Consider the following 15609-nt stretch of genomic DNA (forward strand, 5'->3'; position numbering starts at 1 on the left):
TTCTTTAGTTTTTATTCAATAATTCTTTCGTAACAGCTTGTCCATACTTTATCATTTCATCTGCTTTATGAAAATCATAAAACTCACAAGCTCTTGATGATATATTAACCATAATATCAGGTTTATGGGAAGCTAATTGATGCCTTGCAATCACCTCTTGCATAGTTTCAATAGATTTATTTATTAATTGGAAGTAATTTAAACCCTCTTTTTTCTTTATATTTTTTTGGAAAAAATCAATTACTGTTTGATGAAATTTATTTTTCTCTTTTTCCAAAAGTTTTTTGTGCTCCTCTTTTATCTCAATATCATCATTTAAATTTACAGCAATAATTAAATCTGTAAATTCTGAAATTGTTGGAACAATAGGAACTGGATTTAAAATCCCTCCATCAAAAAGAGTTTTACCATTTAATTGTTTTGGCGTAAAAAGAGTTGGAATAGCAATTGAAGCACGAATAGCATCCTTTAAACATCCCTTTTGAAGCCATACTTCTTTTCTATTTAAAATATCAGTAGCTGTTGCAGTAAAAGGGATATCTAAATCTTCAATATTTGCATCACCTATCATCTCTTCAATTTTTGAAAATACCTTTTCTCCATTTATCATTCCATCTTTTGAAAAGGTAAAATCAACAAGTTTTAAAATATCAATAACATTGAAATTTTTCACCCACTGCTCATACTCTTCTAGTTTACCTGCGGCATAAAGTCCCCCAATTAATGCTCCCATTGATGAACCAGAAATTGATTTTATTTCATATCCTTGAGCTTCAAGTTCTTTTATAACTCCAATATGGGCGTAACCTCTAGCTCCACCACTACCAAGAACAAGGGATACAGTTTTTTTATTTTCCATTTTTTATCTTACGTATGAACCATTATTAAAATCCATTGTTGTACCATTTACATACTCTGGACAATCAGTACCTAACCAAAAAATAACCTCAGCAGCTTCATCTGGTTCAGCAAATCTTCCACAAGGAACTGCTTTTTTAAATTCTGCTTTTCTCTCTTCTGAATTATCTTTTTGCATATCAGTTTCAACAGGACTTGGTGCAATACAATTAACAGTAATACCATTTGTTCCTAAAAGTTTTGCAAATATTTTTGTAGCATTTATAAGTCCAGCTTTTGCAATACCATACCAAATGTCAGGATGCCCTATTTGACCAGCAATTGATGCAGTATTTACAATTTTCCCATATCCTCTTTTTTTCATACCCTCAGAAAAAATAGTCATAAGTTCAACTGGTGCATACAAATCAACATTCATAATATGTTCTTTTGCTTCTAAAGGATAGTTATCATAAGTATATTTTGGTTGCATATATCCTGCATTGTTTATTAATACATCAATTTCACCAACCTCTTTTGCTAAATCTTTAAGACCATCAAGATTTGATAAATCATATTCAATAGTTTTTACTTTTTCATTATCTTTTAATTCTTGTGGGAAATTTGAAAAATCCCTTGCAACTGCAATTACTTCAAAATCAACTTCTAAAAATTTTTTTACAACTTCAAGGCCAATACCTTTATTTCCACCTGTAACTAATACTCTATTTAACATATTTTTTCCTTTTTAAGTACAACAGACTTGTTATTATTATTTAAAAAATTATAACTAAATTTAAATGACAAATTTATGATTTTTTGAGTAAGGTTTCATTATATACTATTTAGGAGTTTTCCATGAAGAAATTATTAATTTCTATGATTTTTAGTTTTTCTTTTTTATTTGCTTTAAATCCTATGATTTTACCGATAAAAGGTGTTGATGTTGTACATACATATTCAAATGGCAAAAAAGAAAGTATAAAAATTCAAAGAGAAGATCCTCTTATTTGTTCCCAATTTGGAATCACACCTGAAAACTTTCAAAGTGGTAATATTGCTTCCAAAAAAATACCATTACAATGTAAAAAAACGTTTATTACTACAAAAGGTGTAATTCAACCTTTTACTTTATATGAAGGTATTAAAACAGTAGGAGAGTTAGAAGTTTTAGAGTTTATTCAAGAAAAAGCTATGAAAGAGCCTGAAAAATATATTTTAGTTGATAGTAGAAGAAATGATTGGTTTGATATGGGAACAATTCCAAGTGCCGTTAATATACCCTATGATGAATATAAATTAGATGAGGATTTTAAAGAAGAATATAAAAGAGCTTATAAACTTTTAGGTGTCAAATTAAAAAATAAAAAATACGATTTTTCTGATGCAAAAACTGTAATGTTTTTTTGTAATGGTGCATGGTGTGCCCAATCACCAAAGGCAATTGATATATTAGTTAGAATTGGTTATCCCAAGAAAAAGATTTTGTGGTATAGGGGTGGTATTGCATCATGGGTAGGAGTTTCTTTAACTCTTACAAAAAATATTGAGGCTATTAAATAATAGCCTCTAATATTTAGTTTCCAAACATCTCTTTAAAAGCTGCAGCTATCTCTTCTCTAGAAGCTTTTTTCTTTTCTTGTTTTGGAGCTTCATTAAATAGTTGGTCTAATTTAAATTTATCTCCAATTTTCTCTTGAATCTTATTTTTAAGTTCATCGGTTTTTTTCTTAATTTTTTGACCCGCTTTAGTATTATTTAAAAATGCTTTTTTATCTATATTTACCTTTGGATTTGAAAGATTCCCAGAGATTTTAGTATCAAACTCATATTTTAAAATTTTTGCTTGAACTAAAGCATTGATTGTATTTTTAGCAGAATTTAATGTACTTGCTGGAACTTTAATTGTTGTGTGTTCACTTGTCATGTCTACTATAGTATTAATAATATCTTTTTTCATATCACTTTTGATTTCTACTTTTTTATAAATCTCTTTTGTTAAATCAAACTGTGCAAAGGCATTAATTAAATCAGAATATTCATTTTTGATAAATTGACCATTTATTAAATTACCACCAACTTTACCTATCTTAGTTGCAAGATTGTAATCAACATCAATATTAGATTTAGAAGTAAAAATCTCTGGGTAATATAACATATGAGTTAAATCTTTAATTTCAACACCATCAATTTTTGCTTTAAAGTTATCATTTAGCAAATTAAAATCGATTTTTCCACCAAATAGTTCTGACTTACCATCAACACTTAAAAGATCGGTTGATTGTTTAATATTACCCTCAATTTTAGCTTTTCCTCTCATTTTTTGTTGTGTAATATCTTTAAGTTTAGAAAGGTCTGGTACATCAACAGTATAATCACTTGTAAATTCACCTTTTGAAATATCATATACTGCTTTAGTCATATCTACATTTGTAAGGGAAGTATCTAAATTAATTTTTGATATTGCTTGTGTTTTAACTAAATCAGTAACTATATCACCTTTAAAAGTAACTGCTTCTTTTAAGTTTTGATCAAAAGATTTATTTACTACATTATTGTTTACTTTTCCCTCTAAAATAGTTGTTAAAACTTTTCCATCAAGATTATTAATATCTGCATTTTTAATTTTTGCATCAATATTTAATAATCCATTTGCATAATTTGGTTGCTTTACAAGGTTTAATAAATTTTCAATTTTTGCTTTATTTACCGTTAAGTTAACATATTCAGGTTTAGAGTTAGAGATTTTTGCTTCATATTTAGTATCACTTGCAAAAATATCAGAGTTTCCATTTACTGTAATTACTCCATTATCTACTATAACGTCACCATTTGTAGAAAAAGAACCATTAAGTTTTTGATTTATCAATGTTTCTAGTTTTGCTAAATCTTTTACGAAAACTTTATAATCACTTTTAATTACAGATGTTTTTATATTTACATTTGCTTTTTTAACATCAAGTTTTGCAATTGTACTATCAAAATTTATATTTGAATTAATCTCATTTCCAACTAAATTACTAACACTTTTTGAGTTAAAAATAATAGGAAGTTTTGGTTCTTCTTTTAACTCTTTATTTATAGCTTTTGCATTTAAAATACCCTTTGAAACAGTAGTTGTAATAATACCATCTAGGTTTTCAATATCAGCATTTTTTATATTTGCATCAATATTAAGCATCCCTTTTGCATAAATTGGTTGGTTTACCATATAAAGTAACTCTTCAATTTTTGCATCTTTCATAGTAAATAAAATATTGCTTGGATTAAAATCTTTTAATTGTATATCATAGTTTGTATTACTTGAAGCAATTTTACTAACTCCTTTTACAACAGCTTGTTTTGAGTCACCTTTTACAATACCGTTTGTAGAAAAAGAACCGTTTAGTTTTTGTTTTGTTAAGTTTTCTAATTTACTCAAATCAGCTACATTTACATCATATTTTAAATCAACTGTTTGTGCAAAAATATTTAATGCCCCTTCTACATTTATTGTAGAGTTATCATCAATAGTAGCTTTAAAAAGTACATCATTCATAGTTAGTTTGAAGTTATCTACTTTCATACTAACATCTTTTTGCCCTTCATTAACCTTGTTTTCAATTATTGAAGCAACATAAGAATTACCTGCACTAGTAAAAAGGATTCCATAAATCCCACCAATTACTAATAAGATAAATGCTGTAAGTCCAAAAAATAGTTTTTTCATAAAGTCCTCTCTTGTCAATGTCTAACGATTATACATAAAGAAAATTAAAAAGCTGATTATCTTTTTTAAGTTGTTACATTTAGTAATCATTGTGTAAATTATTGTTAATCTAATGGAAATTTAAATTATAGTTGTGTATAATTCTGCCCAATACGAAGTGATAAGTAGGGATACGCAAGCCGAACAGACTTTGTAAAAAATATTTATTAAGGATACTAGAATGAAAAAAATCGTTCTTTTAATGCTAGCTTTCGCTGGTTTTGCATTCGCTGCTGACGCTGCTGCGGGTGAAATGTTAAAAGCTTACTCTGTAGTTGCTGCAGGTATTGGTCTTGGTTTAGCTGCACTTGGTGGTGCTATTGGTATGGGTAACACTGCTGCTGCAACAATCGCTGGAACTGCTAGAAACCCAGGATTAGGTGGAAAATTAATGACTACTATGTTCATTGCATTAGCGATGATCGAAGCTCAAGTTATTTATGCATTAGTTATTGCGATGATCGCATTATATGCAAACCCATTTATGTAAGATCTTTTTTAACAGATTTTTTATATAAACTGCGAAAGGTTAGAAGTTTTGCTTCTAACCTTTTTTTATGCCTGAAAACTTACTTAAAGTACTATTTTGAATAAAGCTCCTGTAAACTCTTTATCTTCATATAAATAAGAAATATTTTCAACATCGATATCACCATTCATACTTTCAGTTATAAGTTTATATGCCATATATAAACCAATTCCAGTACCTTTTGATTTATGTTTAGTTGTAAAATATGGTTCAAATATCTTTGGTAATATATCCTCTTTTATACCACCTGCATTGTCTTTTAGTTCAATATAAACTTTTTTATTTTCCTCTTTTATAGTTATAAAAAGATACCTTTTTTTAATTTCATTTAAAATCATGGCATCCTTAGCATTTGCAATAATATTAAGTAAAACTTGTACAAGTTCATTTGGAAAACTTACTAATTTTATCTCATTATGAGGAATTGATAAAACTATATTTATGTCATTTTTTCTTATTGTTCCATCAAGAAGTTCTAAACTATATTTTATAATATCATATAAATTGAAACTCTTTTTTTCATGGGTTCCTTTTACAAAGTTTCTAAAATCTTCAATTGTATTTGACATATAGGTTGTAGCTTTTACTATTGAATCTATTGAATCATTTAAACTCTCTTCATCCAAACAATCAAGGGTACTTCTTAATTTTAAGCTTGAGGCAGAAGCCGAGATGCTAGATAGTGGTTGTCTCCATTGATGTGCAATATTGTCAAGCATCTCTCCTAGTGAAGCCATTTTTGATTGAAAGGCTAAAATTTTATCTTTTTGTTTTAACTCTTCATCTTTTTTTACTTGTTCTGTTAAATCTATATCTATACAAAACATTTCAGGATTATTTGTGCTTTCATTTAACATTACATGGGAAGAATATACATATGCAGTAGTTCCATTTTTTCTACGAAGTGGCAATTTTCCAGCTGGGATTGGAACATTTTTTTGATACCAATTGTTTATTCCTGCAATAACATCAGCTCTCATAAAATCAGGAATTATTAGATCTTCAAGTTTTTTTCCGATAGCTTCTTCTTTTGAGTAACCATAAATCATCTCACTAGCTTTATTCCAAAATATTACTTCTCTATTTTTATTATAACCTTGAACAGCAATATTTGGAATTTCACTAATTAATTGAATAAACTTTTTTTCTTCTTTTTCCATTGTTGTAATACCACCATCTTTAATAAATAATTATAACACTAAAACTTATACTTTATATTAGTTTAATTAATAAATAAAAACTATTAAGTATTCTTTATGTGATGTAAAATTTTTTTGGATATTACTTGATTATAAATATTTTGATTTTTTAACAACTCTTATATAAAAGGTTAGAAGTTTATTTCTAACCTTTTTTGCCTATTCTATAAACTTTTTTTCACTTGCAGAATCTAAGATTTTTTTTGCAATACTAGTTGTTTGTTTTGCTATTTCTTGTGTTTGATTAGCAACTGATGCATTATTTTGTGTTTGAGAATCTAAAGTATTAACTACTCCATTAATTTGTTCTATACTAAATTTTTGTTCAGAAGAAGAATCTGATATATCTTTTATAATTTCATTTGTTTTATCTATATTTTCATTGATTTTAATATAGCCATTAATCATATTCGCTGAAATTTCTTTCCCCTCAATTGTTCTTAGTTTTGCTTTTTCAACTAAATCTTTAATCTCTTTTGCTGCTTCTGCACTTCTACTTGCAAGGTTTCTAACCTCTTGCGCTACAACCGCAAAACCTTTTCCAGCTTCCCCTGCTGTTGCAGCTTCAACTGCTGCATTTAAAGAAAGAATATTTGTTTGGAATGCAATTTGGTCTATGACTGTAATTGCTTCTGAAATACTTAAAGCTTCTTCATTTATTTTTTCCATAGATTCTACTGTTGAATGAGCTAAATCTTTTCCTTGATTTATTGAACTTGTTAATTCTTCTGAGTACTCTTGCATAGTTTTTATTTTACTTGTATTACTAACAACTGTACTTGTAATCTCCTCTAAAGCAGAAGCTGTTTCTTCTAATGATACAGCTGTCTCATTTGATGCCCTATTTAAAATATCCACATTTTCAAGAAGATTTTTTGAACTTTCATTTAATTGATAGCCATTTAATTTATTTTCTTTTAACATTTTTGTAATAATTTCACATAAATTATTTAACCCTAAAGCAATTTTTCCATTTGCATTTTCAACATGAGTTGTAAAATCAAGATTTGAATACTTTTCTAAAGTAGATAAAATTGTATTTATATCTTTATTTACATCAGTACTTATAAACTCTATCATTTCATTTATACTTTGTTTTAATTCTTCCAAAGATTTACTACTTGAATCTTTTTCAACACAAATATCCAAATGCCCCTCTTTTACCCTATTTACAACATTTTTAACCTCATCAATTAAGAGTTTATCTTTTTCTATTTGTTGTGAGACTAAATGCATTTGTTCATCAATAAGTTTTCCCATTAAACCAAATTCATCATTGGTTTTTATATTTAATTTATCAATATTTTTCTCTTCACCTTTTAAATATCTAAAAAAGTTTGCTAAACCCTTTTCAACATTTTGCAAAGGAGATAACACTTTTTTAAGAGAAAAATAAACTACAAGTAGCACTAAAATAAGTAAAATTGCATAAAGTAAAATTTCATTTTTTATATTTTTATTTATATCTTCAAAAACCTCTTCTTTATCAACTTTAACACAAATATACCAAGTGGTATTTGGAATTTTACTATAAGAAACAAGATATTCTTCATTATCATATTTTACTTCTGCAAATTTAACTTTTTCTTTTGTTTTTATATCAGTAAAATATTTACTTTTTTTCATCAAAAGTTTTTTATCACTATGAATTAATATTTGTCCATCTTCATTTACTATATATGCATATCCTGTTTTACCAATTTTGGCACTTGTTACAATATTTATAACACTATCAAGGAGTATGTCACTTCCTAATACCCCAATTGTTGTACCATTACTTTTTACAGGAGTATATAAAGACACAACAAGTTTCTGTAAAGATTTAGAAAGATAAGGAAGAGTAACACCTGAACCATCTTTAGCAATAGCTTCTTTATACCACCCCCTTTTTCTAGAATCATAGTTATCCCTTTGAGGAGTTAAATAGTTACCTGTAGATAACATAGAATAACCATCTTTTTCAAATCCATAAAAAAGTAAAGCAGAATCACTTGCTTCAAGTCCAATTTTTAATTTTTCAGTTATATTTTCATTTGATAAATTTTGGGGTTCAACTATTAAACCTTTTGCAGTTGCTTCCATAACCAAAAGCTTTAGTTTGAAATAACTGCCTAAATAAGCAGAAATATTTTTTGCTAAATTTAATTCTTGTTCTTTTATAAGTTCATGCTCCAATTCATAGGCATTTTGAGTATTTTTTAAACCTAAAAATATAAAGGAACAGGCAATACTTAACATAACAAGCACTGTTAATTTTGTTTTGATACTCTTTGTTTTCATCTTTTTTCTCCAAAACTTTTCTTTAAATATATATTTTCAAAATGAACTAAAAGTTATCTTTTTTAAAATCTACATCAATTGTATACTTAATATGAAATCAATGATTAGTTGAACTTATAAAATATAAAATAGGATTAAAATAACTTATATTAAACAATTATTTATTTACTAAGCTACTCAAAATACATGGCTATAAAAATTATGATTAATAAAAAGAATAAATTGTAACTTTTTTTGGTTATAATTAAAAAAAAAAGGTGTAACATGAAATCTGATAGTATAAAACTAAAACTTTTACTACTTGTACTTGTAAGTACACTCGTATCTTTTGCAATACTAGGCTTTAACAATGCAAAAAGTAGTTATGCATCACAAGACCACTTAGTAGAACAAAACAGTTTAAGCTTGATGAAAGAGGAGTCAAAATTTATTGATGGCTTTCTAGAATCAAAAATGGACATCATCAGTGCAATTGCTAAACAATTAGAAAATACAAATATCGATGAAGAAAAACAGAAAGTATTAGACTCTTTTGTACAAGCAAAAAATTCAGGAAATTTTGTTGATGTTTATATTGGATATCAAAAAGATGGGACATTATTACTTGCAAATGGTAATATGTTAACAGTTGAAAAAGACAATTATGATGCTAGAGGAAGACCTTGGTATAAACAAGCTGTATCAGAAAATAAGGCAGCTGTATCAAAACCTTATCTTGATGTTATTACAAAAAAATTAATTGTATCAGTTGTAGTTCCTTTTTATCAAAATGGTAATTTAGTTGGGGTTATTGGTTCTGATATTTTTATTGATACTATTGTTGAAACTATTTTAAATATTCAACTTGATGGTTTAGGATTAGCATATCTAATCGATACCCAAGGTGATATATTAATACATAAAAACAATAAATTAATGAACAAAAAAGACACTTTATTTAATCAAGTAAAAACAGAAAAAAAACTTGATTTTGGTGAAGCATCACAAGATGGTATTACAAAACTAGTTAGCTACAGTACTTTAAAAACTACAAACTGGAAGTTAGTATTAGAGATAAATAAAGAAGAGATTTATGAAGAAATAGATGCAGCTGTTATTAAAGAGATTATTCTATATATTGTTTTACTATTTGTTATTTTAGCTATTATTTTCTACTCATTACTAAAAATTCTAGCTCCAATTAAAACTGTTGAAGAGGGATTTAACTATTTCTTCAAATACCTAAAAGGTGAAGAGAGTGAAATTAAAGAGATAAATATAAATACAAATGATGAATTTGGAACAATGGCAAAAGTCATTAATCAAGAGATGGTATCAATATCAAAAAGACTTGAAGCTGATAAAGAGTTAATCAACAATGTAAAAGAGGTAGTTGCAAAGGTACAAGAGGGAAAACTAAATGTATTAGTTGAAAAATCAACGGAAAACAAATCATTAAATGAATTAAAAAATATTTTAAATCAAATGATTGAAACTATTAATGAAAATGTTAATAGTGATATAAATCCAATATTAGCACACCTTGAAGAGTATGCAAAACTTGACTTTACTAATACAATTCCAAATCCTGATGGAAATATCTCAAAGGGATTAAATAACCTTTGCAATATCATTAATCAAATGTTATCTGAAAACAAAAAAAATGGACTTGCACTTGAAAATAGCTCAAAAGTTTTACTTCAAAATGTGGATGTATTAAACAAATCTTCAAATGAAACAGCTGTATCACTTGAAGAGACAGCAGCAGCTTTAGAAGAGATTACAAGTACAGTTGTAAGTAATACAAATAGAATCTCTGAAATGTCAGAACACTCTGATAAGCTATCTGATTCTATTAAAAAAGGTCAAGAGTTAGCTAGTTCTACTGTAACATCAATGGATGAAATAAACGAGCAAACACAAGCAATTGCTGAAGCAATTACAGTGATTGACCAAATTGCTTTCCAAACAAATATTTTATCTTTAAATGCAGCAGTTGAGGCAGCAACAGCAGGAGAAGCTGGAAAAGGTTTTGCAGTTGTAGCCCAAGAGGTTAGAAATCTAGCAAGTAGAAGTGCAGAAGCAGCAAAAGAGATTAAAGATTTAGTTGAAAATGCAACTCAAAAAACTGACACAGGTAAACAAATTGCGGGTAATATGATTCAAGGGTATAAAACTCTAAATGAAAATATTGCAAAAACAACAGAAGCTATAAAAGATATTTCAGAAGCATCAAGTGAACAGAAAACAAGTATTGAACAAATAAATGATGTAATCAATAGACTTGATCAACAGTCACAAAACAATGCTGCAGTAGCTGGTGAAGCTCATCAAATAGCTGAAAACACTTCAAAACTAGCACAAACAATTCTTGAAGAAGTAAATAAAAAGAAATTTAGAGAGAACTAAAACTCTCTAAATTAATTTACTTTAAATAACTTGTTCTATAGTTATATGAACTAATTTTTTATCTTTTGCAAGATGTTTTTTTATTTCATTTATATTAATCTCATTTTCTTCAACAGATATAGATAAAATACAAGAATACTTTCCTTTTCCAACTTTCCAGATATGTAAATCGTTTATTTGAATATTTTTATCAATATCGTTTATTGATTCTATTACTTCTTCAACTATAGGATCATCCATCTCTGCATCTAAAAGAATTTTTGCAGATTGTTTGATAAGTCCTATTGCCCAAATAAAGACTAGAATAGAACCAACAATACCCATAACCGGATCAAGCCATGTAACTTTCCATAACATTGCACATACTAAAGCAACAATTGCTAAAATAGAGGTTAATGCATCTGCTAATACATGTAGATATGCAGCTTTTAAATTCATATCATGATGATGGTCATGATGATGATGGTCATGATGATGATGGTCATGATGATGATGGTCATGATGGTGATTGTCATCTTTTAATAGCCAAGCGCATATTAAATTAACTATTAACCCTAATATTGCAATAGCAATTGCTTCTTTATATCTTATTTCTACAGGATTAAATATCCTTTCAACTGAATGATAAGCCATAAAAAAAGCAACAGCTAAAAGTGATATTGCACTTGTATATCCTCCCAATACTTCTATTTTATATGTTCCAAAATTAAATCTAAAATCATTTGCATATTTATTTGCCATAACATAAGCTAAATATGCCATCCCAAGAGCAAGTACATGGGAGCTCATATGCCATCCATCTGCTAACAGTGCCATAGAGTTATAATATAATCCTCCAAATATCTCAACTAACATCGTTACAAACGTTAAAAGTGTTGCATAAAATACATTCTTTTTAGCAATTGGATTTGAACTATCAAAATTATGTGAAGGGGAATTAGTTTTTAACGTTTTTAATGTATTCATTTTATTCTCTTATTAATAATATTTTGATACTATACCCCAGTATAGTTAAAAAATTTATTAAAGGATTAATATGGCCCATATAATTGCAAATAAAGATAAAATACTTATGAGAATAAAAAAGATAAAAGGGCAACTTAGTGGTATTGAAAAAGCAATAGAAGATGAAAAAGATTGCTTTAAAGTTTTACAACAGATTTCTGCTTCTAGAGGAGCAATACAGTCATTGATGAATGAATTACTTAATGATCATATAAAAGAACATTTAGGGAATCATGTAAGTGAAGAACAAAGAGCACAAGAGATTGAAAATATAACAAATTTATTAAAAACATATTTGAAATAAGAATATTTAATCATTAAGTTTTATTATTAGCATTTGCAATTTCAGTTAGATTGAGAGTTAAAAATGTAATCTTCATTTTCTAAGCAATAAATCTGTATAATTCTGTTTCCAAAAATGCAGATGTGGTGGAATGGTAGACACGCGGGCTTGAGGGGCTCGTGACGAGAGTCGTGTGAGTTCAAATCTCATCATCTGCACCATTAATTATTTAAAACAAATAAAACAATTTTTAACTTTCATAAACTACTTTTTTTACCAAAAACTTAAAATACTATACTCTTTTTATTTTAAATAATATTGCATACAATACAGGGGTAAAAATCAATGTAAACATAGTAGATATTATTAAACCAAATATAATAGAAATAGCCATAGGTTCCCACATTATTCCCCCACTGTACCATAAAGGAACAAGCCCTAAAACAGTTGTTAGTGTAGTAAGCAATATAGGTCTGAATCTATTTATACAAGCGTGAACTATTGAATCAAAATCATTATAATTATTTTCCTCTTTTTCTATTTTTATTTTCTCTAATAATACAATTGCATTATTGATTACTATCCCACTTAGGGATATTATTCCAAGAAGGGTCATAAAACCAAAATAAGACCCAGTTACAAATAATCCTAAACTAACTCCAATAATTCCTAAAGGAATAGTTGTAAGTATAATTAGAGGTTTTCTCACTGAATTAAATTGTGCAACCATTAAAAGCAAAATTACTATAAAGGCAATGGGAAGATTTTCAATAATTGATTTATTTGCTTTATTACTAGCTTCATGTTCTCCACCTAAACCATAATAATAACCAAGTTCAAACTCCTTTGAATAGTTTTCCAACCAAGGTATGATTTCATCAAATATATTTATAGCGTTATAACCATCAATCACTTCACTTCCAATAGTTATAGTTTTTAATCTATCTCTTCTAACTATTTTTGATTCTTCATAAACAACTTTTACCTTTGCAACTTGAGACAAGGGTATATTTTTACCACTATTTTGAGAATAAACTGTTATTGTATTTAATCTATCAATATCATCTTTTGTATTTTTATTAGAACGAAGTATAATAGGTATTAATTTGTCATCTTTTCTAAATGTTGTAACTTCAAAACCACTAATAGAAGTTTGAAGGGACAAGGCAATATCAAGATTTGAGATTCCCTCTTTTAAAGCTTTATCTTCATCTATATCAATAATTAGTTTTTTTGTTCTTAATCCCCAATCATCAACTATATTTTTAACACCATGAATTTTTGATAATTCTTGTTTTATTTTTGAACTCATTTCAAAAAGTTTATCAATATCTTTTCCACTTATTCTTATCTCAATTGGCTTTTTAACAGGTGGTCCCATACCTAAAGTTTTTGCATTTATCTGCATATCAGGAAATTTTGACTTAGCAAAGCTTTCTATATCGTGTCTTATTTCACTCATATTCTCCATATCTTTTAGATTAACTAAAATCGTACTATATTCACTACTTGATAGCTCTCTATCATAAGATAACCAAAATCTTGGGGCACTCTCTCCAATAAAAGATACAAAATTTATAACCTCTTTACTTTTTGTCATATATTTATCTTTTATATACTGTTCAATTACTTTCACACTTTCTTGTGTGGTCTCAATAGCTGTTCCAACAGGAAGGTTTATTTCAACGGTAAAAGTTGCTTCACTTGCAGGAGGGAAAAACTTTTTAGGAAGGTTTTCAAATAATATAATTGAACCAATAAATAAACCTAAAGTAACTATCATTACTAATAGTTTATTTGTTAAAGCGAAAACTAAACTATTTTTATAAAACTTCATAAAATAAGATTCTTTTTCTTTTGGTTTTATCTCTTTTTTCATAAAGTACTTACTTAAAACAGGTGTTAACGTAAGGGCTAAAACCCATGAAGATAAAAGAGTAATAGTCACAACTTTAAATACTGAATTTGTATACTCTCCAGTTGAAGATTTAGCTAAAAATACTGGTAAAAAAGCTGCTGAAGTTGTAAGAGCTGAAGTTAAAAGTGGTATTTTTAATTCATTTGCACTTTTCAAAGATGCTTCAACTACATTTTTTCCTTTTTGCATCAATACCATAATTGATTCACTCATAACAATAGCACTATCAACTAAAAGTCCAAGGGAAATAATAAGAGCTGCTAAGGAAACTTGATCTAGCCAAATATCAAATAAAGACATGATTATAAAAGATGTTAATACTGACATAGGGATTAAAAAAGCAACAATTAAACCTGTTCTAACTCCCAAAGAAAAAAGCATCACAATTATTACTAAAGCCATTGCTTGAAGTAAGTTTGAAACAAAATTACTAACAATCCTATCCACAACTTTTGGTTCATTAAACAATCTATCAAGTTCAACACCAAGTGGCAATTTATTTTGTAATTTAGTAACTAAACTATCAATTTGTTCACCAAGTTTTATAATATCCCCATCTTTTTTCATAGAAATTGCTAAAAGCAAAGCCTCTTGGGAATCTTTTTGTATTATATAGTTACTTGGATTTTTATACTCATATTTTACTTTTGCAATATCCTTTAAATATACTTTCTCACCAGTATTTAATGGAATAATAGTATTTTCAATTTCCTTGATATCATCATAGTTTCCAGTTGGTTCAATTGAAACTCTATTTGTATCAATTTTTATATTTCCTCCAGAGATTACAATATTTTTTGACTCTAAAATAGACTTTATATAACTTGCACTAAGATTCAATCTTGCAATTGTTGAATTATCATATTCTACATATATGGCTTGAGGTTGAATACCTAAAATATTAATTTTAGCAACAGAGTCAATTCTTAAAAAAGCATCTTTTGCATCATTTGCAATCTCTTCTAATTCTTTATACGATAATCCATCACTTTGTATTGAAATCAAAGAGCCATAAACATCTCCAAACTCATCATTTACAATTGGGTTTGATGTTCCCTGTGGCAAATTTCTAGCACCATCTTGAACTTTTCTTCTAAGATTATCCCAAATAGGTCTCATATTTTTATATTTTTCTAAAATATTTACAAAAATTACAGAAACACCATTTTTTGAGATTGATTTAATATTATCAATCTCACTCATATTTTGTATCTCTTTTTCAAGTTTATCTGTTACTAATTGTTCTACTCTTTTTGCACTAGCTCCTGGAAAATATGTCACGACAGTTGCCGTTCTAATAATAAACCCAGGGTCTTTAGCCCTTGGTAAATCTAAAAAAGTGATAATTCCATATACAAAAATCAAAAGAGAAAAGACAATTGTTACCTTGTCATTTTTAAGGGCGAAAGAGGTTATATTCAT

11 protein-coding genes and 1 tRNA gene are annotated in these 15609 nt (G+C 27.7%); 5 read left to right on the forward strand and 7 right to left on the reverse strand.

All coding sequences use genetic code 11. The features are described 5' to 3' along the window. Positions 1-4 precede the first annotated feature (4 nt). Together FDK22_RS01960 and FDK22_RS01965 are read right to left on the reverse strand one after the other, a co-directional pair. Positions 5-859 carry a patatin-like phospholipase family protein gene (locus FDK22_RS01960; protein WP_138151207.1) on the reverse strand — a complete coding sequence of 285 codons (855 nt, stop codon included), beginning with the start codon at positions 857-859 and terminating at the stop codon, positions 5-7. Between the two features lie 3 nt (positions 860-862). After that, entirely contained in the window at positions 863-1573 is a 711-nt protein-coding gene (locus tag FDK22_RS01965; protein WP_138151208.1) for an SDR family NAD(P)-dependent oxidoreductase, read from the reverse strand. A gap of 122 nt (positions 1574-1695) precedes the next feature. On the opposite strand from FDK22_RS01965, the gene FDK22_RS01970 reads away from it, so the two are divergent. Next, on the forward strand, positions 1696-2400 hold the full coding sequence (locus tag FDK22_RS01970; RefSeq protein WP_138151209.1) for a rhodanese-like domain-containing protein: 705 nt from the start codon (positions 1696-1698) through the stop codon (positions 2398-2400). Between the two features lie 13 nt (positions 2401-2413). Here the strand turns inward: FDK22_RS01970 and FDK22_RS01975 are convergent, their stop codons facing one another. After that, positions 2414-4546: a hypothetical protein gene (locus FDK22_RS01975; protein WP_138151210.1), complete on the reverse strand. Its 2133-nt coding sequence runs from the start codon at positions 4544-4546 to the stop codon at positions 2414-2416. A gap of 220 nt (positions 4547-4766) precedes the next feature. Here FDK22_RS01975 and FDK22_RS01980 point away from each other — a divergent pair, with 220 nt between their 5' ends. After that, on the forward strand, positions 4767-5075 hold the full coding sequence (locus tag FDK22_RS01980) for a F0F1 ATP synthase subunit C (RefSeq protein WP_138151211.1): 309 nt from the start codon (positions 4767-4769) through the stop codon (positions 5073-5075). 83 nt (positions 5076-5158) lie between these two features. On the opposite strand, the gene FDK22_RS01985 is transcribed toward FDK22_RS01980, so the two are convergent. Together FDK22_RS01985 and FDK22_RS01990 are read right to left on the reverse strand one after the other, a co-directional pair. Continuing rightward, positions 5159-6274 (reverse strand): PAS domain-containing sensor histidine kinase, encoded by a 1116-nt coding sequence (locus tag FDK22_RS01985; RefSeq protein ID WP_138151212.1) that lies wholly within the window; start codon positions 6272-6274, stop codon positions 5159-5161. 198 nt (positions 6275-6472) lie between these two features. Further along, positions 6473-8593, reverse strand: a complete 2121-nt coding sequence (locus FDK22_RS01990; protein WP_138151213.1) for a methyl-accepting chemotaxis protein — start codon at positions 8591-8593, stop codon at positions 6473-6475. Positions 8594-8857: 264 nt separating this feature from the next. On the opposite strand from FDK22_RS01990, the gene FDK22_RS01995 reads away from it, so the two are divergent. Then, positions 8858-10981 (forward strand): methyl-accepting chemotaxis protein, encoded by a 2124-nt coding sequence (locus tag FDK22_RS01995; protein WP_138151214.1) that lies wholly within the window; start codon positions 8858-8860, stop codon positions 10979-10981. A 21-nt stretch (positions 10982-11002) separates the two neighbouring features. Here the strand turns inward: FDK22_RS01995 and dmeF are convergent, their stop codons facing one another. Further along, positions 11003-11947 (reverse strand): CDF family Co(II)/Ni(II) efflux transporter DmeF, encoded by a 945-nt coding sequence (gene dmeF, locus FDK22_RS02000; protein ID WP_138151215.1) that lies wholly within the window; start codon positions 11945-11947, stop codon positions 11003-11005. Positions 11948-12017: 70 nt separating this feature from the next. Between dmeF and FDK22_RS02005 the strand changes: the two genes are divergently transcribed. Continuing rightward, complete coding sequence (locus FDK22_RS02005; protein WP_138151216.1) at positions 12018-12290, forward strand: metal/formaldehyde-sensitive transcriptional repressor; 273 nt, start codon at positions 12018-12020, stop codon at positions 12288-12290. Positions 12291-12406: 116 nt separating this feature from the next. Then, a tRNA-Leu gene (locus tag FDK22_RS02010) sits at positions 12407-12490 on the forward strand. A gap of 71 nt (positions 12491-12561) precedes the next feature. Here FDK22_RS02010 and FDK22_RS02015 read toward each other — a convergent pair. Continuing rightward, positions 12562-15609 (reverse strand): efflux RND transporter permease subunit, encoded by a 3048-nt coding sequence (locus FDK22_RS02015; RefSeq protein WP_138151217.1) that lies wholly within the window; start codon positions 15607-15609, stop codon positions 12562-12564.

This window comes from Arcobacter arenosus, from assembly GCF_005771535.1.
GTDB lineage: Bacteria > Campylobacterota > Campylobacteria > Campylobacterales > Arcobacteraceae > Halarcobacter > Halarcobacter arenosus.